Source organism: Blautia fusiformis, assembly GCF_020686995.1.
In the GTDB taxonomy this organism is placed as follows: Bacteria; Bacillota; Clostridia; order Lachnospirales; family Lachnospiraceae; genus Blautia_A; species Blautia_A fusiformis.
This window is the reverse complement of record NZ_JAJEPT010000001.1, coordinates 197,438-217,873: the sequence shown is the minus strand read 5'-3', so window position 1 is coordinate 217,873 and position 20,436 is coordinate 197,438. Positions and strand designations below refer to the sequence as shown.

Genomic DNA, 20,436 nt, shown 5'->3' with positions numbered 1-20,436 from the left:
CTTTTTATGCAATATATTTCCTGTCACTGATCGTTGGTCAGCTTCAGTTTGTCCAGAATATAGAATACAAGGCTTAATGCCATGGCAACCACACATGCCAGCACCATACCGGTAAGCTCAACATTTCCAAGCTTCAGGGCAATTCCGGAAAGACCTACAACAAAGACAACGCTTGTCAGCGTCAGATTTCTGGACTTGCTGTAATCCACGTGATTGTCAACCAGCATACGAAGGCCGGAGGTTCCGATCATTCCGTAAAGAAGGAAGGAAATCCCACCGATCACCGGACCTGGAATGGTACTGATCAGGGCTGCCAGTTTACCAAGGAAGGAACAGCAGATAGAAAGCACTGCCGCACCACCAATCACCTGTACACTGTAAACCTTTGTCACTGCCATGACACCGATGTTCTCACCGTAAGTAGTTGTCGGCACAGAACCAAGGCATCCGGAAACTGTGGTAGAAAAGAAATCTGCAAACAGGGATCTGTGGAGACCCGGATCTTTCAGAAGATTTCTTCCAACAATCTTTCCGGTTACGATCTGATGGCCGATATGCTCGGAGGTTACCAGAAGCAATGCCGGAAAGATCGTCATAATGGCCTCAAAATTAAATTTCGGAGATGTAAAGTTGGGAAGAGCCAAAAATGCCGCTTCCCTTACCTGTGTAAAATCCAGAAGCCCGCATGCACCTGCTGCCACATATCCCGCAATGATCGCGATCAGGATCGGAATCACAGAAAGGAAGCCCCGGAACAGGATCTGCCCGAATACCGCAACTCCAAGTGTGACCAGAAATACGATCACATTCTTCGGATCTACCTTCTCGTCCAGAAGTCCTGCCGTACTTGCTGCATTTCCCGCAAGTTCCAGACCGATCAGTGCCACTACCGGTCCCATTGCCGCTGTAGGAAGCACGATATCGATCCAGTCTGTTCCGCACTGGCGGACGATCAATGCCACGCACATACCAGCAATACCCAGAACAACGAAACCACCAAGGGCATACTCATATCCATACTTGCTGATCACCAGAAGAGCCGGTGAAAGGAAGGCAAAACTGGAGCCCAAATAAGCCGGTGCCTTTCCTTTTGTGATGAAAATAAAAAGGAGTGTTCCCACACCATTCATCAGAAGCACAATAGCCGGACTGATACCAAAAAGGAATGGCACCAGTACGGATGCTCCGAACATGGCGAACATATGCTGGATACTTAACGGTATCAGCATCTTTGCAGGTACTTTTTCTTCGACCTGTATGATTCTTTTTTCCACTCTCAAATCCTCCTGTTTTTTATTATCTCACAGATTATAGCACAGGTTTTCACATCGTGGGAGATTTTTTACATAAATATGCAGGTATTGTGTGTTATACTGTTATTATCTCCGTAAAAACAGGCGGATTCCATAAATACAGCTGCCGTCTGTTCCGGAAGGAATTTTTCAGAAAGGAATATTCTTCTATGAAAGCATACCAACGACTTCTATCCTATGTAAAAATATCCACACCCAGCAATGAAGAAAGCTCTTCTTCCCCCTCTTCCCAGTGCCAGTTTGACCTGGCCCGGCTTCTTGTGGAGGAACTGAAAGGCCTTGGGATCTCTGATGTGTCTCTGGATGAACACTGTTACGTTTATGCACATCTTCCTGCTACAGAAGGTCTGGAGCACTGCAAAGCACTGGGCTTTATCGCTCATATGGATACGGTTTCCGATTTCTGCGACCATGCAGTCACACCGGTGGTCACAGAAGATTACGATGGAAAAGAGCTTCCTCTCGGCACAAGCGGCAGAACTCTTTCCCCGGAAATGTTCCCCCATCTTGCTTCACTTGCCGGGCGTACCCTGATCACCTCAGACGGAACCACGATCCTAGGCGCAGACGACAAGGCCGGCATTGCAGAGATCCTCACTGCGCTGGAGCATATCCTTACGGAAAAAATACCTCACGGACCTCTCTGCGTTGCTTTTACTCCGGATGAAGAGATCGGCATGGGACCGGCACACTTTGATGTAAAAAAATTCGGTGCGGATTATGCATATACCCTAGACGGTGATACGGAAGGCGAGATCCAGTACGAAAACTTTAACGCCTGCAGTGCAAAAGTAACCTTCCAGGGCGTTAATGTACATCCCGGTTCTTCCAAAAATACCATGATCAACGCAGCCCTCGTTGCCATGGAATTTAACTCCATGCTTCCGGCGGCAGATACTCCCAGGAATACAGATGATTACGAAGGATTTTTCCATCTGTGCTCCATGAAGGGAGATGTTTCCCAGGCTGAGCTTCAGTATATTGTCCGGGATCACGATGCCGCTTCTTTTGAGATCCGTCAGAAAACGCTCACACATATCACGGAGATCCTCAATGAAAAATGGGGGGAAGGTACCGTAACTCTTACCATCACCCAGCAGTATCGCAATATGAAAGAGATCATCGATACCTGCCCATGGCTGATATCTCTGGCAGAAGAAGCCTGCCACAGTTGCGGTGTTACACCGCTGATCCTGCCTATCCGCGGCGGCACAGACGGTGCACAGTTAAGCTTTATGGGACTGCCCTGCCCGAATCTCGGAACCGGCGGACATGCCTATCACGGGCCTTATGAGCACATTACAGCAGAAGGAATGGATGCCGCTGTGAACGTTACTCTGGAGATCATAAGACTATTTTCACAGAGAAAAGACTGAAAAGAAACTTTTCTTCGAAAGTCTGCATTCCCTGAAATCTGATATAATGAAAAAATACTCACAGATCCTCCGGCTGGAAATCTGCCGGAACAAATCTGTGAGTATTTTTTCCTGTGCTAGCTGTGTTCACTTTGAGTTCTGCACCGAATAACTGTATTGCCGTTTACTGATCGGACTTACAGATCAGATGATCTTCATCATTCTCGCCAGCTTCTTCATATATCTTCCACCAGGCATCATACCCAGCTCATCTTCACCGGGCTTGCTTACAAACAGATATACAATAAAGTATACACCTGCTGCCAGCATCACGGAAATACCAAGACAGATCACATTGGAATGGATCAGTGCATACAATCCGTAATACACCACTCCCGCAACAACTCCCATCGGGATAGATGCCAGGAACGGGCTTAAATAAGCACTTCTCCACGGATTCTTATAGCCCATATATTTCTTGATGGAACGGTCATTGAGAAGACACATCACAACTGCATAAACGATCTGGGCGATGACAATGGTATAAACACCAAGATTGGTAAATACCAGAAGCAGGGCCATAGCTATCACATCTGCCACCAGTGCAATGGCTGCATGGATCATCGGGAGCTTCGGCTTGCCGATTCCCTGAAGTACACCGTTGGTGATATTGGAGTTGCCATTCAGGATAATGGTGATTCCTCCCAGGATCAGAAGCTGTCCGCCTACGCCATTGGTTCCCGGGAAGATCAGTCTCGTGATCGGTCCGGAAAGAACTGCAAGACCTACTGCCGCCGGAATGGATATCAGCATACTGATCCATGTGGCACGGTCTGTCTTCATATTTGCACCTTCAATATCATGCATTGCATAATGCGCGGAAACCTCAGGGATCATAGATGTCGGTGCTGTACTTGCCAGGGTAAGCGGGATATTGATCAGCGTCATATAATATCCGTACTCGGAATACAAGGTCTGGATCACGTCCTTGGCAGCACCCTTGATATCCATGATACCGGAATACATATAACTGTTGATATATCCGTTTACATTATAAATAAAAGCACTGAGAATGATCGGCATGATGATGAGCACGATATTACTCATTACATGACCCATACTCTCATTTATAGAATGGCGGTCATTGACGATCCTTTTCCGGATGATCTTACGGTTTACCCCATAAACGATCAGCATAAAGATCAGCGCAGAAGCCACACCTGCTCCGGTACCCATGGTAGCACCTGCCGCACCCCAGCGATGGACCAGATCCATATCTCCTGTTGCGGAAAAATGCTGGATAAATACATGTGACATCAGAAGCGCAAAGGTTGCCACAAAGATCTGCTCAATGATCTGCGAGATCGATGTAGGCATCATATTGCGGTATGCCTGGAAATATCCACGGAATACACCGCAGAGACCGGACATGAAAATTGTGGGCGCAAGCATCTGCAGTGCCAGACGGGCGTTAGCCATACTGTCCGGAACCAGGATTCCTGCACCAAATACACAGATCAGCGCCACGATACCGCCGGCAACTGCCGCATAGATCAGTGCACCGTAAAATACCTTCTGTGCATCCTTATATCTGTGAAAAGCGATCTTCTCCGCCATGATCTTGGATACAGCCTGAGGAATACTGAAGGACGCGATCATCAGCAGAATAAAATATACATTCTGTGCAAACTGGAAAAGTGCAAAGCTCTGACTTCCCAGTGTAGTTGAAAGCGGACTCTTGTACAGCATTCCGATGATCTTGGAGATCAGCGCCGCAACCATAAGAAAAGATGCGTTTTTCACAAGTGTGTTATCATTTTTTTTACCCATTTTACTTTCCTTAACTTAAATATTCTCAATCTGCCAGTCAACAGGTTCTACCCCATTGGCTTTCAAAAATTCATTAGCCTTGCTGAAATGCTTGCATCCGAAAAATCCCCGGTAGGCAGAAAGGGGACTTGGATGTGGTGCTTCCAGGATCAGATGCTTCGGATTATGAAGCATGGATGCCTTCATCTGAGCAGGCCGCCCCCAGAGAAGAAACACGATCGGGCGATCCTCCTGGTCCAGGATCCGGATGGCCGCATCGGTAAACTGTTCCCAGCCGATCCCTCTGTGGGAATTGGCCTGATGTGCACGTACAGTCAGCACTGTGTTCAAAAGAAGCACGCCCTGCTTTGCCCATTTTTCCAGATTACCGTTGTTTGGGATATAACATCCCATATCATCCTCAAGTTCCTTATAAATATTCACCAGAGATGGCGGTGTTTCCACACCTTTTTTTACGGAAAAGCAAAGCCCATGAGCCTGTCCGTCATTGTGATAGGGATCCTGTCCCAGGATCACAACCTTTACCTGATGCAGAGGCGTAAAATGAAACGCATTGAACATATCTTCCGGCGGCGGAAAAATCTTTCTTGTTCTGTATTCTGTCATCACGGTTTTATAAAGTTTGGCATAGTAGGGCTGATGAAACTCACCTTTCAGTGCCTCCTGCCAGTCTCCTGCTATAGGAGCCATATCTATCACCTCTCATCCAACTTATCTTCTCACGGAAATTCCTTTTTCCGCAAGGTAATCCTTCACTTCCCGGATCTCCAGCTCTTTGTAGTGGAACAGAGATGCTGCCAGTGCCGCATCTGCTCCGCCTTTTGTCAGTGCATCATAAAAATGCTCCAGGGTTCCGGCACCACCGGAGGCGATCACCGGGATGGAAACCGCATCTGCAACGGCTCTTGTAAGTTCAATATCATACCCGGCCTTGGTTCCGTCACAGTCCATACTGGTAAGAAGGATCTCACCTGCGCCAAGTTCTTCCACCTTCTTTGCCCATTCAAGAGCATCAATACCGGTATCCAGTCTTCCGCCATGTTTGTAGATATTCCAGCCGCCATCCTGTCTTCTCTTGGCATCAATGGCAACTACTACACACTGGCTTCCGAATTTCTGTGCGGCCTCATGGATCAGCTCCGGACGGTCGATAGCTGCGGAATTTACAGAAATCTTATCTGCACCTTCACGGAGAAGCTTCCGGAAATCATCTACGGTACGGATTCCTCCGCCTACGGTAAACGGGATAAATACGTTGGCTGCAACAGCTCTTACCATATCCACCACGGTATCACGCTCCTCGCAGGAGGCAGTGATATCAAGAAAAACAAGCTCGTCCGCACCGGCTGCATCGTAAGCTTTGGCAATTTCCACCGGATCTCCGGCATCCTTAAGATCAACAAAATTCACGCCTTTTACTACACGTCCTTTATTTACATCCAGACATGGAATGATTCTTTTTGTAAACATGATTATGCCTCCTTTCCGGTGCCTGACTCAAGTGCCGCAAAATTCTCAAGGATCTTCAAGCCCCACCGGCTGCTTTTTTCCGGATGGAACTGACACGCAAATACATTTCCCTTCTCCACAGACGCATGGATGCATGTGCTGTACTGAGTGGTCGCTTTCACGATCTCTTCCTCCTCTGCCTGAAGATAATAGGAATGTACAAAGTAAACGTAGGTGTTTTCCGGAATACCCTTAAATAATCTTCCGCTGTTCTGAATATGCAGGGAATTCCAGCCCATATGCGGAATCTTCAGTCCCGTACTTGGCGGGATGCGCAGGATTTTCCCCTTCAGGATTCCAAGACCTTCCACTCCCGGTGTCTCATCACTGCTCTCAAAAAGCAGCTGCAGTCCCAGGCATATCCCAAGAAAGGGCGTTCCCTTTTCCACGATCTCATGTATTACCGGAACAAGTCCGTATTTTTTGAGATTTTCCATAGCATCACCAAAGCTTCCAACCCCCGGAAGGATTACTTTATCTGCTTTCAGAAGCACCTGGGGATCTCTTGAGACGACAGTCTCCTGTCCCAGATACTGAAGTGCTTTTTCCACACTTTTGATGTTTCCTGCATCATAGTCAATGATTCCTATCATAATAATGCTTCCTCCTGCTCTTTTGTATCTCGATATTCCTCTCTCACCTTCGATTTACATTGCTTTAGTATAACGCAAAAACAGGCGGTTGCAAAGACTTTTCTCTGCTGCCGCCCATTTTTTCACATTATCACGGTAAAGTTTTATTATTTCCGGTCCAGTGTAAACCAGAATTCCACGCCATTATCAAAGTTCTGCACGCCATATTCCTGGTTCATGCTTTCCATGATGGCCTTTACAATGGATAAACCGATACCGCTTCCGCCGTATTCCCTGGTTCTCGCTTTATCAACTTTATAAAATTTATTCCAGAGATTCGGTACATCTGCCTCAGGGATCGGAGTCCCTGTGTTAAACACACTGATCTTCACACGGTTACCCTCATCCTGCAGCTTGATCTCGATTTCTTTCTCTCCCTCCAGATGGTTCAGGGCATTGCTTACATAGTTTGTCACAACCTCTTCGATCTTAAACTCATCGGCCCATACATAAACCGGCTTCTCCGCCTCAAAGATCACTTTTGCATTCTTCTGCCCGATCATGATATTCATGGTCTGAAGCACACCGCGGATCAGGGATACGATATCAAACCGCTCCATTACAACTGCATCTTTGCCGGATTCCAGCTGATTCAGTGTTAGAAGATTTTTTACCAGTTTATTCATCTTGGAGGCTTCATCCATAATGACATCGCAATAGAACTCTCTGCTCTCAGGATCATCAGAAATATTTTCTTTTAAGCCTTCTGCATAGCCCTGGATCAGGGCAATGGGAGTTTTCAGTTCATGGGACACGTTATCCAGAAATTCCTTTCGCATCTTGTCGATCTTGATCTTGTCCTCAATGTCACGCTGCAGTTCATTATTTGCAGATTTCAGTTCACTGATGGTAGTCTCCAGCTGTGAGGACATCCGGTTGAAATTATCTCCCAGAACATCGATCTCATTGCCGACCTTGCTCTCGTATTTTGCCTCAAAATCCAGATCTGACATTTTTCTGGAAAGTTCCGTAAGCTCACTGATGGGACGGGTGATCCTCCTGGTCACGACCATAATGACCAGACCACTTAAGATTATGATCATCAGACCTACCGCAAAGTAAAACTTATTGGAAATATCAGCGCTCTCCCGGATGCTCTCAAGGGGTGTCCTTATGATAAAATAATGTTCCTCATCCAGCTGTCCCCAGCATTCCACATAATCCATTCCCGCAAAACGGTCATGCGACTGCTGGATGGTATAATTGTCACCCTGCTTCAAGGTCCGGCTCTTATCTCCGTCCTCATCCAGATCATAGACATATCCGAACAGCTTGCTCTGAAGCATTTTTTCATTTTCGCCCCAGGAAAGCCAGCTGGTATTGCTGCTGTCAATGATAACCCAGGAAAGATTGTTTCTGGAGCAGGCTCTCTGGATCTCATCGGGAATACTCTCCATACCTTTCGAGCTATTGCTGTTCATCATCTTGTCAATATCTGTATTTTCCAGAGTTGTTCGGAGATTCAGAAGTACATCGATCTTTTTTGTCACATAATATTTTTCAAGAAAGGCTCCGTTGATCACGGTAATAGTCAGAATGGATAAAAACAGCAGACCGATAAAGTATGCTGTGATCTGATGGCGGAGACTGTGGATCTTTTTTATTTTTTCCTTCGGTTTTTTCATTCTCCTACCTCAAACTTATAGCCCATCCCCCAGACTGTCTTGATATACTCGCCCTTATCGCCCATTTTACTTCTCAGTTTTTTGACATGAGTATCAATGGTTCTGGCATCTCCGAAATAATCATAATTCCACACAGAATTCAGGATCTTTTCTCTGGAAAGAGCGATTCCCTCATTCTCCAGGAAATAAGTCAGAAGCTCAAATTCCTTGAAGCTCAGATCCATCGGTTTATCATCTACCGTTGCCTGATGCGCTGCCTTGTCAATGACAATCCCACCTGCTGAAAGTATCTCATCCGGGTTGCTCTGTCCCGTTCTTCGAAGAATGGCTTCTACACGTGCTACAAGGATCTTGGGGCTGAAGGGTTTGGAGATATATTCGTCCACCCCGAGTTCAAATCCCAGAAGCTCATCACGCTCATCTCCTCTTGCTGTCAGCATAATGATGGGAACCTTGGAATTTTTGCGGATCTCACGACATACTTCCCAGCCATCCATCTTCGGCATCATCACATCCAGGATCAGAAGCGCAATGTCCTTTTCTTTATAAAAAATATCCATGGCCTCCTCACCGTCACCGGCTTCCAGTACCTGGAAATTCTTTTTGGTGAGAAAATCCTTTACCAGTTTTCTCATTCTGCTCTCGTCATCTACTACAAGAATTTTTAATGCATCCATTCTATCTTCCTCCGTTTCTCAGTCGCTGTTCCGGACAGCTGCTGACAGCCCGAAATGCTCTGTATCATCCCTCTTTACAAAAAGCTGAGCTTTTACTTCCGGTTCATTCTAAAGCGGATATTTCCATTCCGCTTTGCTACTGCTCATAATATATCACAGGTTTGTGTTGTGTGTGTGAACGTAATTTCATTTTTTTAATTTTATCCGCAAAAAAGGAGAACCCTCTAAAAGGATTCTCCGATCTTTTCTCCCATGAATACTCTTGTTTCAATTCCTTCACGGGAATTGTTTAAAATATCTTCATCCGGCTTTACCGCATTTTTTTCGGTGATCAGCACAATGGTGGAGCCGCCGAAAGCAAAATTTCCTTTTTCGTCTCCCCGTTTCACAAATGCTTTCCCTGGCCGGTTTTCGATCCTTCCGACAAGAAGAGCACCTACCTCCATCATCAGCACGGTACGGAAATTCTCTGTTTTCAAAAGAGAATACTCTCTGCTGTTTTCCTTGTAGATCGGATAGGCATCGTTGGCCACGGGGTTGACTGTATGCAGGATCCCCGGGATCCTGATGCGTCCGGACTCCGCCGCATTGTCCGGATAAATATATCTGTGATAATCCTGAACGCAGAGACGAAGCACCCACACATAGCCACCCTGATATCTTTTTCCAAGAGAAGGATTCCTGAGAAGCTCCTCTATGGTATATTCGGTCTGTTTGATATGAAGACGGGCTTTTTCATCTACCGGATACACACTCACCCTGCAGTCACAGGGACTGATAAAATGTCCCGGTTCCATATCAATATGGCGGGCACCCTCCCGGATCTTCCGCTTGAAAAAATCATTGTAAGAGATGTATTTACGCTTTTCATAATCACTCATATCCAGATGATTGAACCGTATAAAGGGTTTCACCGCTGCTGCCGAAAGCCTGGAATCCAGAAGCTTTCCCATGGCAATGGAAACAACAGGAGTGACCAGTGGACGTATCAGCATGCGTCCGGCTACAGAACCGTAGATTTTTTCCAGAAGGTTGTTCTGAAAGGAATCCTCCTCTGTAATATGCCCCATTCTGTCCGCTGTCCGGATCATAGATTACCACCTCTCTCCATGGAAAGCTTATAGAGATAATTGAACTTCCACCATCCTTCGTTGTAGAAAAGTACAAGAAGGACTGCCACAGAAACTACCGCAACAATGATCACCAGCTCCCTGTTGGTGGGCTTACGGAATTTAAAATCCAGGATAAACAGAAGTCCTACCGTCAGCATTGCAATATGAAGGAGCACCACAAACCATTTATACTCCGGAAAAAGCAGGGATACCACAAACAGAAGCGGCAGGACCACAGACATGGATGTGATGGGAAGTCCCTGATAATATTTTCGGTTTTCGGAGGTTTCATTCTGACGTTTTTCCTCCATAACATTGAAGTATGCCAGACGGATCAGGCCTGCCAGACCGTAAAATAAAAGAATAGCTATTCCGTAAATATGACACATTCCAAGCTTAAATCCCAGCACAATGGGAAGGATCCCGAAACAGACGATATCTGCAAGGGAATCGATCTGGATCCCGAAGCATTTCTCTTCCTCCGTTCTGTTCTTCTTAGTTCTTGCGATCTTTCCGTCAAACATATCGCACAGTCCGGAAAATGCAAGACAGCACACCGCTGCTGAAATATGGTCCGTCACAGCGCAGAAGATTCCGATCATGGAAGAAACTACGCTTATGTAAGTCATTATTACCGTGTAATCATAAAATCCTATCATTTGCACACCTCTTTTTTCTTTTTCATGTCAGGCTATATTCACAGTCCCACAGGAGACTTACCTGATCTGGGTCAAGCAGATCTCCGCGATCTGCATTCGATCAAATCTTTTCAGGATTCCTTTTTTCCGATAGTGAGCTGAGCCACCGCAGTAAACACCGCACTGATCAGCAGCTCTCCGTAATATCCCAGCCCTCTGCTAAGCACCATTCCCGGAAGCAGCAGGCCACCGAATACCGGACTGAAAATGGTAAGAAACAAAGTCTCACTGATCCCCATTCCTCCCGGAAGCGGCAGCATATCCACAGATACCGATATCACTGCCTGGAGAAAAAGGATATCCCAGAAACCGGTTCCATGGAGTCCAAAAGCCTGATATACGAACCAGGTTACTGCAAACAGTGCCATACGCTGGATAAAAGTGATCTCTATTACTTTAACGATCACCAGCGGATTATTCTTCAGATATGCCGCAGTATTTCGGTAAGTATCCATGGAAGCTTCCAGTTTTTTCAGCCGTCCCTCTTTTTTCCTCATCAGATGAAACCGTTCCAAAAGCTTCATGCCCTTCATCAGGATCGCTTTTGCCAAAAGCGGATGAAATACCAGAATGGTCATAAAAGTGACACAGAAGATATTCAGCATCAGCCCCAGATAAAACACCGGCAGGATTCCTTCCAGATATTTGTGAAGAAATCCTCTTCCGAAAATTGCGATCCCAATACCGATCACCACAAGCACCAGCTTATAGGTAATCGTCACGATCATCAGGATCACCGTTGACACCGGAATGGAAATCTTCTCTTTTTTCATATAGTAGATCTGCATGGGCTGTCCGCCGCTGGCGGATGGTGTGATACAGCTGAAAAAGAATCCTACAGACGAAAACAGAAAGCAGGTTCTTTTTTTCAGATGAATCCCGCTGGAACGCATCATATACCAGATAATGATGGATTCCCCCCAGATAAAAAATGCTACCAGTGCAATTCCCGGAAGCAGCCACCGTTTATCTGCCCTATGTATGGCATCCATCATGGAAGACAGGTCTTCTCCATGAAAAACGCCGTAGATAGTCAGGGCAAAAACTACTGCCAGGAACACTCCGTTAAATATGATTTTTTTTCTGCTCTTCATCACTTGACACCTTCTGTATAGCTGTTGATCTTCTTTTCAATTTTAGTTCCAAACCGTTCATAAATATGCCAGAGTTTTGTTTTCTGTCCCAGAATAAAGCATACCTGAGCCAGGATCACACCACCTGCCACATCCACAAGTACATGCTGCTTGGTAAAAATGGTAGACAGAAAAACCAGCACAGCCAGTGTAAACGATACCCCCTTATACCATGTCGGAATTCTTTTCTGATCCTTGATCCCCAGAAAACAGAACCAGCTTACCAGACAATGGATAGATGGAAACAGGTTATCTGCCGCATCAATGGAATACAGCCAGCCGGCCAGCAGATCCCAGATTCCGTTTCCTTCGATCACCGGTCTTGTATTGGTAGTGGGATATGCCAGAAATATGATCAGACACACACAACGGGATATAATATCCGCAGTAAAAAAACGGTAAACCTGTTCCCGCTCCTGCCTTGCCGCAAGGATATAATTCACTGCCCAGAATACATAACAGCCAAAATAGATAATCAAAAACTGCGGCACAAATGGGAGCCGCAGATCAAGATTACTTTCTATATTGTGATGATACCAACCGCCTGCGATCGCCCTTGAACCGGAATATACAAGACAGTTAAATACAAATGAAAAAACAAGGGGAAAAAGCCCGTACGCAGGTACGATCCCTGTTACATATTTCCAAAAACGTTTCATAAATTCACGCCTCATTATTTTATTGATATCAGGAATAAAACATATTCTTCTCCTGCTAACATCTGCTAGTCACAGTATAACAGTCGGGGCGTATGGTTTCAACTAAATATGGAAAGTTTAAGAATTGTTAAGATTTGAGTTCAGTTATTTTTTCTTTTTTGTTCATACTTTTTTCAGAATGACGTCACAGAATGACCACAAAATATGAGTATATTATTAGATGTGCAAAGGGTACTACCTTTGATAACACTTTTTTCTTTTTCATACTGCCGGGGCTACCTCCAAACAAAGCCCCGGCCTCCTTCCTTTTTATTTTCCCATTTTTTAATTATGCCATGCAAGACGTACACTGGATGGATGTACTTCTTTTGTCATCCAGTCCACATCGTTGGTGATCCAGTCCATGATCCCGAGCTGGCGTGTCTCCCATGCGATGGTTGCCTCTCTTGCTTCCGGTGTTTCTTCCACTTCCATGGTTGTGTCGATCTCATCATATCCAAAAATATATCCGCCTGCACTCCAGATGCTGAAGTTGCTGTCCGGGCCCGGATCTATTGTTTCGCCTCTCTGCGCCACAAGTCCGTCATGACGGGCTTTATATTCTTCCTCACAGCCGTCTTTTAATTTTGTCATGAACATTCTGTGGCGGATCAGCTCTTTGTTTTCTCTCACAACACCAAAATTATGATACATCAGGCGCATGTCTTTTCCAGGAGTAGAGATCCAGGTAAAGGTATCTCCGATCTTTTCAGTCAATGCTGCCTTTACTTTCTCCTCTTCCGGAGAGATCACCTCTCCGTCTGCATTTTCGTAATATCCGAAGATCAGGTCTGCCGCATTCCAGATGCTGAAATTATGGATGCCGTTACGGTCAAGATATGCAGTAAGCTCCGGCCAGATCTCGCCTAAGGTCTTACGGTAATCATTCATTTTTCCTTCTTTTACTTTCATTGCAAAAGCATGTCGTTCCATTTATGCTATCCTCCTGTTTTGATGATCCTGTGCTATGTTTTTCACTATGAGCAGATATAGTTCTTCTGCCCTCATATGATTTGATTCTATCACTTTTATTTTGTTTTTACAATTATGAGGGCAGGATTTCCGATCACTGTTCACAGGTAATATCCGCAAAGCATGTTGCCTGACACAAAGTTATCCGTAACGATTCCCTGAGATGCTCAGGCAAGATACAACATGACCATCAGTGGCATGGTTATGATACTTACCAGCGTTGTCATTACATTGATGGTGCTGGCATAGACCGGGTCCTGATCGTAGAGCTGTGCCAGCTGTACAACCGTTGTTGCCGACGGTGTGATCACTGCCATCAGACTGATAAGCAGAATGGTTTTTCCATCCTTTACCATTGAAGCCAAGGGCAGATACTTCAAAAACAACAGTATGAGCAGCGGAGTCACCACCATTTTCAAGATCGTGATCAGATAGATCCTGGAATGGCTGAAAATATCTTTCCATTTTACCTCCGTCATGGTCATTCCAAGCATGATCATACATACAGGTCCCAGGGTGGCTGAAATCTGGCTCATGGTGTTTCCAAGGATCAACGGCAGTCTGATCTGCGTGAAGAACAGAACGATTCCAAGGATAATAGCGATCAGATTGATGTTGCAGAGGATTTTTTTCCAGTTGATGCCAGCCTTCGCCTCCATCAGCGACTGTCCGTGGGTCCACATCAGGATCATCTGCACACTCAGGAAAGCACTGGCATAGATCACCCATTTTTCACCAAGGACTACCGTTACAAGAGGGATCACCAGATTTCCGGAATTGGAATAGATGATGGATTCTTTTTCTACCACACTTAATTTCAGTGGCTTGCCGATGATCTGTACAAATACCAGAAGAAAAATATGGATCAGGATGGCCGCTGCCACTGCCAGAAGGAAGCCATTCCGAATGCTTCTGGAATATTCGATCTGAAAAGCATTGATCATTACACAGGGCATGATGATGTAGATACAGATGACTGAAAGTGTCCTGCTGCTTTTTGCATCGATAAGTCCGCATTTTACCACTGTAAATCCACAGGACATCATCAGAAAAAATACGATGATCTGCTGCAATAATTGTAAAGTTATCATTTTTTCTCCCCTCCGAACGCGTCAGCTCTGTCCTATCTCTTTCAGGGCTGTCTGAAGTTGCGCGTCTTCTTTATGTGTAAGTTCTGTCCAGTCTGTGATGTCTCCGGAAAGCTCTGCTTCCACATCCGGAGTGATTCCTTTTTTGTTGATATCATTGCCCTTTGGCGTAAAATATTTTGCGATGGTGATCTTTACCGCACTGCCATCGGTAAGAGGCTGGATGGTCTGCACCACGCCCTTCCCATAGGTAGTTGTTCCTACAATCGTTCCAATTCCGTAGTCCTTCACCGCCCCCGCAAAGATCTCCGATGCACTGGCACTGTTTCCGTTTACCAGAACAGCCAGCGGCATGTCCAGTTCATTTTTTCCGTCGCAGGTTTCCTCTTCCCTCTTTCCGTTTTTGTCCTCTGTATAGACGATCAGCCCTTCCGGAAGTATCTGGCGGAGTACGCCGCAGACTGCAGTAAGAAGGCCTCCCAGATTATCACGGAGATCCACAACCAGCTTCTTCATTCCCTGATCCTTCAGATCTGCAAATGCTTTTTTATACTGATCGCTGGTCACCTCAGAAAATTCGGAGATCCGGATATAGCCGGTGTCTTCGGAAAGCATCTCATGGGAAACGGTCTGAATCTCCACATCCCGGATCTCCACTTTGACATCCCGGGTTTTCTCTTCGTTTTCCCGCTGTATGGTCAGCATTACGGAAGCTTTCTCACTGTCACGGACCATGGAAGCAATATCGGAAGTTTCTTTGTCTGTAACATCAGCTCCATCTACTGCCTTGAGCACATCTCCCTTTTTCAGTCCCGCCTGTTCTCCAGGGCCACCCTCATAAAGCTGTATGATCTTTGCCCCTCCGGTGTCATCCTTCTGAAGAACGGCACCGATCCCTACGTAGGAGCCTTCATTGGAAGTATTCAGCTCTTTATACTGTTCTGCTGTGTAATAGGTGGAGTACGGATCCTTCAGGCCGGCAAGCAGGCCAGCATAAAGCCCCTCACGCAGGCTGCTTTCGTCTTTTTCATCCAGATATTCTTCATCGATCAGTTCTTCCAAGTAATTCAGCTTCTGAACCGTTTTCACATCGGAAAGCGCATTGCCTTTCGGAAACAGTACTTTCTGATAGCTGGTAAAAACAGCGCCTGTCACAACCAGCGTTGCTGACACTCCAATGGCTATACCTTTTTTGAATTCTTTATTTTTCATATTTTTCCTTTCTTCTGCACAGCCGGTAAAGCCGATAAGATCACAGATTTTCTGTACTCCTCTGTGCGCCGTCCGGTTTTTATATACCGAAAACGGCTGCCGATATTCCGACAGCCGCTGTATATCTTATGATCACACATCATGCGGATACATAAGATTCTCTGCTATTTGGTTATACTCTGAGATGTTTTCTTGTTGTGAAAAAGCTTCCCAAAAGACCGATTCCCACACCAAGTCCAAGTCCCATAGGAACCAGACCCTCATAAATCTGCCAGATTGGAATGAAATCCACGATTCCTGTCAATACATTGAATTTTGTCAGAATAAACTCTACAGCGGAATTATACAGGAAAAACAGGCAGATCAGCGGTATCGCCGCACCGATCACACCGAGGATCATACCTTCCAGAAGGAATGGCAGTCGTACAAAAGCATCTGTAGCTCCTATGTATTTCATAATTCCGATTTCTTCCTTGCGGACAGAAATACCCATAGATACTGTATTGCTGATCAGGAATATAGAAATGATCAAAAGGATTGCGATCACGGCAATCGACACATAAGAAACCAGCTTGTTAATGGAACCAAGTGTCCTGGATGCCTGTTCAGACTGATTTACCTTCCGGACATGTTCCAGTCCCTGGATATAATTCACCAGTTCTGTCTGCTTGGTAATATCATTAAGATATACCTGATAATTGGATGAATTGGCAAGAGGGTTATCATCTTTAAATCCATCTGCCGCATCTTCATCTCCAAAATATTTCTGTTTGTATTCTTCCCATGCCTGATCTGCGGACTGATAGTCCATCCTGGCCACTTCCGGCCTGGACTGAATAGCATCGCCGATCGCCTGGATCTCTTCCTCTGAAGTGCCCTCATCAAAGAATACTGTGATCGGTACTTCTTCTTCCACCTTATGGGCAATATTACCGACGTTGTTCACGATGGAATAGAAAATGCCTACCAGAAAAATGCAGGCTGCCATCGTGATGATACATGCCAGGGAAAACATCCAGTTTCTTTTTATATTCTTAAAGCCCTGCTTCAGGGTATACCAGATCGTACTAGGCCTCATGATATCCTCCCTCTTTCTCATCGCTGATGATCTTGCCGTTGTGCATGGTGACTACTCGCTTGCGCATGGCATTGACGATGTCCTTATTGTGGGTGACTACCAGAACTGTGGTTCCTCTGTCATTGATCTGCTCCATCAGAGCCATGATCTCTTCAGAGGTTTTCGGATCCAGGTTTCCGGTCGGCTCATCTGCCAGAAGGATGTCCGGGCGGTTTACCAGTGCTCTGGCAAGAGCAACTCTCTGCTGCTCACCACCGGAAAGCTCATCCGGGTATGCCTTATACTTTCCTGCAAGTCCTACCTCCTGGAGAACCTCCGGCACACGTTTGCGTATCACACGGGTAGGTCTTCCTATGACACGCTGCGCAAATGCTACATTCTCATATACATTACGGTCTTTTAAAAGACGGAAATCCTGAAATACTACCCCAAGCTTTCTGCGATACTTGGCAACGCGTCTGTGTTTCATCTTCTCCAGACGTTCCCCGCTGACTGTGATCGTTCCGCTGGTAGAATCCAGTTCTTTCATCAGAAGCTTGATCAGTGTGGATTTACCGGAGCCACTGCTTCCTACTACAAATACGAATTCCCCTTTATCAACATGTAAGTTCGCATGATTCACAGCCGGAAGACCCGGGCCGTAAGATTTGCTCACATCTACAAGATCGATCATATATATCCTCCTCTATATTATAAAAGCATAATTCTCTTAATTTTTTTGTAACATTATTGTAATATATTTTCTATTTAAATGCAAGAATAAATTTCCCGGGCCCTACAACTGTTACTGTTCACGTTACTGTTCACTCCGTTCTCAGTAACACGCTTCGCGATGCACAGAATTTATGCTGATCGCATAAATTCGCGCGATATGTCTCGGGTTTTCTGTGACCTTCGCTCACAAAAAACACCTCGCGGGACATTACCAGTGAACAGTAACCTGTTCACTCCATTCTCAGTAATGCGCTCCGCGGAATATTACCAGTGAACAGTAATCAACGGCCCTCTTCAAATTATTTATTTTAACGTAAAAATACCAAAATTACAATAGAATCATGGATGTTATCTGTGAAGTTCATGTGAATTCGTTACTGCTCACTCCGTTCTCAGTAACACACTTCGTGAATGCTTCCAAACAGGAGGGACATTTACACAATATTCCATGATGAAAAACGCTCATACAAAAACTGCCGCCTATTCCGGGAAGGAATAAGCGGCAGTTTAAAAGTTCTAATATGTTACCTTAATATAGCAAACTATCATCTTGCATTCCGAATGCTATTAATACTCTAAGGTTTCCATATATTTCATATATCGAACAACCATCAGCGCGATCTTAAATGTAATGGCATCCTCAAACACTCTCAAATCAAGGCCTGTACTCTTCTGGAGTTTATCCAGACGATATACCAGCGTATTTCTGTGGATATACAGCTGACGTGAAGTTTCAGATACGTTCAGACTGTTCTCAAAGAATTTATCGATGGTGACAAGTATCTCCTCATCGAAATCATCCGGAGATTTGTTGTCAAAGATCTCGCGGATAAACATCTTACACAGAGGAATAGGCAGCTGATAGATCAGGCGTCCGATTCCAAGTGAGCTGTATGCGATAACTTCCCTGTCTCCGAAGAAGATCTTACCTACATCAAGGGCCATACGCGCTTCCTTGTAGGAACGTGAAACTTCTTTCAACTCATTGACAATGGTACCGTATGCCATGTGGACATCCTCACCGTCTTTATTCAGATCCAGAGTATCCATAATCGTATGAGCCAGCTTATCCATCTCCGGATAGCCCTCTCCCTCTTCCAGTTCCTTGACTATAATGATGCTCTTCTCATCAACAGCAGTGATAAAATCTCTGCTCTTTCCGCCAAAAAGGCTTTTCACGCTCTCTACAGAGCTGTGATCTTTCTCCTGGTTCAGTTCCAGGATCATAACTACACGACGGACATCTGCTTCAATATGAAGCTTCTTCGCTCTGTTGTAAATATCCACCAGAAGAAGATTATCAAGAAGAAGATTCTTGATAAAGCTGTCTTTGTCAAAACGCTCCTTGTACGCAACGATCAGATTCTGGATCTGGAAGGCTGCAAGCTTGCCTACCATATAAGTATCCTCATCATCTCCGTGGGCTACCAGGACATATTCCAACTGATAATCATCACAGACCTTAAAGTACTGAAATCCCTTGACAAGCTGGCTGTCCGCCTGGGATTCTACAAAAGCCTGGATATCTGCCGGCTGGATCTCAAAATCAGAAAAGGTAGACGCAAGTACCTTGCCGTCTGTGTCAATGACACAAAATTCCGTCCTTGATATTTCTTTAAGTCCCTCGAGCGTATTCTGTAACACCTGATTCGATATCATTCCGTTCAATCCCTTCTCACTTATGTGTATGCTTATCTTCTGTCTTTCCCTCTCTATCTATGGCTATTTTAATACAAAATCACCAAAAATGAAAGAGTAAAACTGAAAAAATTTACAAATTTTTGTTGAAATCAGCCTAATTTTTCTCTATAAAACCTTCTCCATGAACTTCTCTTGCATCGGAAACGATCACAAAAGCGTTGGGATCAATATCATCTACCAGCTCTTTCAGCTTCACAATTTCCTTTTTGTTTACCACACAGAAGATGATCGTCTTCTCCTGACCGGAATACATCCCCTTGCCACAGATCCCTGTCGCTCCGCGATCCAGGTCTTCCATAATGACTCTGGCAACCTCATCCGGCTTCTCCGTGATGATAAATGTCTGTTTGGAAAACTTCAGACCTTCGATCAGACTGTCGGATACTTTTGTTACCAGATAAACCGCAATGATGGCATACAGGGCCCGCTGGATACCGAACACATACATTCCTACGATCACAATAAGCCCATCAATAAACTGCATGATCTGTGCGATGGAATAATGACGCATATACTTCTGGATCAGTGCTGCCATCATATCCGTTCCGCCTGTGGTTCCCTGTCCAAGGAAAACCATTCCAATGCCGATTCCCAGGATCACACCACCGTATACAGCAGCCAGAAGGAGATCATCTCCCGCAATATTCCACACCGGCTGAATGGCAAGCCAGGTTGAGAGGGAGATCTCACCGACCAGAGCTTTTTTTACAAAGGAAAAGCCTTTGATCCGCCATCCCAGAAAAAACAGCGGGATGTTCAGCGTGATATTGGTAAGCCACAGTGGAACCCCGCCATCTACGATCCCACCGGTCCAGTGCTTCACCAGGATCGCAATACCGGAAAAGCCTCCGGTTACCAGCCCGGTTGCATCAAAAACGGAATTGATGGCAAGTGCCATCAGCCCGGTTCCTACTATGATCAGAAGATAATCCAGATACCAGTCCTTTTTTTTCACAAGACTCATAAAGTGCTCCTTTCATTTTTTACAGCAATTCCCGGAATTTCTGTCTTGAAATGTCCTCAATATTTCTATTCCGCTGTGAAAATCCCAGAAATGCTATAGTATCATATGACAACTGCATCAGTTTC

19 protein-coding genes are annotated in these 20,436 nt (G+C 45.3%); 1 reads left to right on the top strand and 18 read right to left on the bottom strand.

What is annotated here, in order from left to right; all coding sequences use genetic code 11:
• Positions 1-23: 23 nt before the first annotated feature.
• Positions 24-1,274 carry a uracil permease gene (uraA, locus tag LKD46_RS01140; RefSeq protein ID WP_021650809.1) on the bottom strand — a complete coding sequence of 417 codons (1,251 nt, stop codon included), beginning with the start codon at positions 1,272-1,274 and terminating at the stop codon, positions 24-26.
• Positions 1,275-1,462: 188 nt separating this feature from the next.
• On the opposite strand from uraA, the gene pepT reads away from it, so the two are divergent.
• Positions 1,463-2,689: a peptidase T gene (gene pepT, locus LKD46_RS01135; protein ID WP_092069665.1), complete on the top strand. Its 1,227-nt coding sequence runs from the start codon at positions 1,463-1,465 to the stop codon at positions 2,687-2,689.
• 183 nt (positions 2,690-2,872) lie between these two features.
• On the opposite strand, the gene LKD46_RS01130 is transcribed toward pepT, so the two are convergent.
• From LKD46_RS01130 to LKD46_RS01050, 17 genes are all read right to left on the bottom strand, one after another.
• A complete protein-coding gene (locus LKD46_RS01130) occupies positions 2,873-4,498 on the bottom strand; it encodes a putative polysaccharide biosynthesis protein (protein ID WP_092069576.1) in 1,626 nt (541 codons plus the stop codon).
• Between the two features lie 15 nt (positions 4,499-4,513).
• Entirely contained in the window at positions 4,514-5,188 is a 675-nt protein-coding gene (gene ung, locus LKD46_RS01125) for a uracil-DNA glycosylase (protein ID WP_021650805.1), read from the bottom strand.
• A gap of 21 nt (positions 5,189-5,209) precedes the next feature.
• Positions 5,210-5,968, bottom strand: coding sequence for an imidazole glycerol phosphate synthase subunit HisF (gene hisF, locus LKD46_RS01120; RefSeq protein ID WP_015526984.1), 759 nt, complete (start codon positions 5,966-5,968; stop codon positions 5,210-5,212).
• Positions 5,969-5,970: 2 nt separating this feature from the next.
• The gene (gene hisH, locus LKD46_RS01115; protein ID WP_118368452.1) at positions 5,971-6,600 is read right to left on the bottom strand and encodes an imidazole glycerol phosphate synthase subunit HisH; all 630 of its coding nucleotides are present in this window, start codon (positions 6,598-6,600) and stop codon (positions 5,971-5,973) included.
• Positions 6,601-6,746: 146 nt separating this feature from the next.
• Complete coding sequence (locus tag LKD46_RS01110; protein ID WP_022426553.1) at positions 6,747-8,264, bottom strand: sensor histidine kinase; 1,518 nt, start codon at positions 8,262-8,264, stop codon at positions 6,747-6,749.
• Positions 8,261-8,941, bottom strand: coding sequence for a response regulator transcription factor (locus tag LKD46_RS01105; RefSeq protein ID WP_015526981.1), 681 nt, complete (start codon positions 8,939-8,941; stop codon positions 8,261-8,263). Before LKD46_RS01105 ends, LKD46_RS01110 begins: the two co-directional genes overlap by 4 nt.
• Positions 8,942-9,165: 224 nt before the next feature.
• Complete coding sequence (locus tag LKD46_RS01100; RefSeq protein WP_193599907.1) at positions 9,166-10,032, bottom strand: phosphatidylserine decarboxylase; 867 nt, start codon at positions 10,030-10,032, stop codon at positions 9,166-9,168.
• On the bottom strand, positions 10,029-10,712 hold the full coding sequence (locus LKD46_RS01095) for a CDP-alcohol phosphatidyltransferase family protein (RefSeq protein WP_015526979.1): 684 nt from the start codon (positions 10,710-10,712) through the stop codon (positions 10,029-10,031). Before LKD46_RS01095 ends, LKD46_RS01100 begins: the two co-directional genes overlap by 4 nt.
• A gap of 110 nt (positions 10,713-10,822) precedes the next feature.
• Entirely contained in the window at positions 10,823-11,845 is a 1,023-nt protein-coding gene (locus tag LKD46_RS01090) for a lysylphosphatidylglycerol synthase transmembrane domain-containing protein (RefSeq protein WP_022426551.1), read from the bottom strand.
• A complete protein-coding gene (locus LKD46_RS01085) occupies positions 11,845-12,543 on the bottom strand; it encodes a phosphatase PAP2 family protein (protein WP_044961052.1) in 699 nt (232 codons plus the stop codon). Before LKD46_RS01085 ends, LKD46_RS01090 begins: the two co-directional genes overlap by 1 nt.
• Positions 12,544-12,867: 324 nt before the next feature.
• On the bottom strand, positions 12,868-13,515 hold the full coding sequence (locus LKD46_RS01080; RefSeq protein WP_015526977.1) for an L-rhamnose mutarotase: 648 nt from the start codon (positions 13,513-13,515) through the stop codon (positions 12,868-12,870).
• Between the two features lie 206 nt (positions 13,516-13,721).
• Entirely contained in the window at positions 13,722-14,645 is a 924-nt protein-coding gene (locus LKD46_RS01075) for an AEC family transporter (protein WP_118368451.1), read from the bottom strand.
• Positions 14,646-14,666: 21 nt separating this feature from the next.
• Positions 14,667-15,854 (bottom strand): S41 family peptidase, encoded by a 1,188-nt coding sequence (locus LKD46_RS01070; protein WP_118368450.1) that lies wholly within the window; start codon positions 15,852-15,854, stop codon positions 14,667-14,669.
• Positions 15,855-16,026: 172 nt separating this feature from the next.
• Complete coding sequence (gene ftsX / locus LKD46_RS01065) at positions 16,027-16,932, bottom strand: permease-like cell division protein FtsX (RefSeq protein ID WP_015526973.1); 906 nt, start codon at positions 16,930-16,932, stop codon at positions 16,027-16,029.
• The gene (gene ftsE, locus LKD46_RS01060; protein ID WP_015526972.1) at positions 16,922-17,605 is read right to left on the bottom strand and encodes a cell division ATP-binding protein FtsE; all 684 of its coding nucleotides are present in this window, start codon (positions 17,603-17,605) and stop codon (positions 16,922-16,924) included. Before ftsE ends, ftsX begins: the two co-directional genes overlap by 11 nt.
• Before the next feature lie 608 nt (positions 17,606-18,213).
• Entirely contained in the window at positions 18,214-19,305 is a 1,092-nt protein-coding gene (locus LKD46_RS01055) for a PucR family transcriptional regulator (RefSeq protein WP_227573677.1), read from the bottom strand.
• A gap of 136 nt (positions 19,306-19,441) precedes the next feature.
• Positions 19,442-20,311, bottom strand: coding sequence for a YitT family protein (locus LKD46_RS01050; protein WP_015526969.1), 870 nt, complete (start codon positions 20,309-20,311; stop codon positions 19,442-19,444).
• Positions 20,312-20,436 lie beyond the last annotated feature (125 nt).

What these genes read in the sequence shown, in the direction of transcription:
- LKD46_RS01090 (WP_022426551.1), bottom strand. Translation starts at nt 11,845, where the DNA reads ATGAAGAGCAGAAAAAAAATCATATTTAACGGAGTGTTCCTGGCAGTA.
- LKD46_RS01055 (WP_227573677.1), bottom strand. Translation starts at nt 19,305, where the DNA reads ATGATATCGAATCAGGTGTTACAGAATACGCTCGAGGGACTTAAAGAA.
- LKD46_RS01100 (WP_193599907.1), bottom strand. Translation starts at nt 10,032, where the DNA reads ATGATCCGGACAGCGGACAGAATGGGGCATATTACAGAGGAGGATTCC.
- LKD46_RS01105 (WP_015526981.1), bottom strand. Translation starts at nt 8,941, where the DNA reads ATGGATGCATTAAAAATTCTTGTAGTAGATGACGAGAGCAGAATGAGA.
- pepT (WP_092069665.1), top strand. Translation starts at nt 1,463, where the DNA reads ATGAAAGCATACCAACGACTTCTATCCTATGTAAAAATATCCACACCC.
- ftsE (WP_015526972.1), bottom strand. Translation starts at nt 17,605, where the DNA reads ATGATCGATCTTGTAGATGTGAGCAAATCTTACGGCCCGGGTCTTCCG.
- LKD46_RS01050 (WP_015526969.1), bottom strand. Translation starts at nt 20,311, where the DNA reads ATGAGTCTTGTGAAAAAAAAGGACTGGTATCTGGATTATCTTCTGATC.
- LKD46_RS01075 (WP_118368451.1), bottom strand. Translation starts at nt 14,645, where the DNA reads ATGATAACTTTACAATTATTGCAGCAGATCATCGTATTTTTTCTGATG.
- ung (WP_021650805.1), bottom strand. Translation starts at nt 5,188, where the DNA reads ATGGCTCCTATAGCAGGAGACTGGCAGGAGGCACTGAAAGGTGAGTTT.
- LKD46_RS01095 (WP_015526979.1), bottom strand. Translation starts at nt 10,712, where the DNA reads ATGATAGGATTTTATGATTACACGGTAATAATGACTTACATAAGCGTA.
- LKD46_RS01070 (WP_118368450.1), bottom strand. Translation starts at nt 15,854, where the DNA reads ATGAAAAATAAAGAATTCAAAAAAGGTATAGCCATTGGAGTGTCAGCA.
- LKD46_RS01085 (WP_044961052.1), bottom strand. Translation starts at nt 12,543, where the DNA reads ATGAAACGTTTTTGGAAATATGTAACAGGGATCGTACCTGCGTACGGG.
- hisH (WP_118368452.1), bottom strand. Translation starts at nt 6,600, where the DNA reads ATGATAGGAATCATTGACTATGATGCAGGAAACATCAAAAGTGTGGAA.
- ftsX (WP_015526973.1), bottom strand. Translation starts at nt 16,932, where the DNA reads ATGAGGCCTAGTACGATCTGGTATACCCTGAAGCAGGGCTTTAAGAAT.
- hisF (WP_015526984.1), bottom strand. Translation starts at nt 5,968, where the DNA reads ATGTTTACAAAAAGAATCATTCCATGTCTGGATGTAAATAAAGGACGT.
- LKD46_RS01130 (WP_092069576.1), bottom strand. Translation starts at nt 4,498, where the DNA reads ATGGGTAAAAAAAATGATAACACACTTGTGAAAAACGCATCTTTTCTT.
- LKD46_RS01110 (WP_022426553.1), bottom strand. Translation starts at nt 8,264, where the DNA reads ATGAAAAAACCGAAGGAAAAAATAAAAAAGATCCACAGTCTCCGCCAT.
- LKD46_RS01080 (WP_015526977.1), bottom strand. Translation starts at nt 13,515, where the DNA reads ATGGAACGACATGCTTTTGCAATGAAAGTAAAAGAAGGAAAAATGAAT.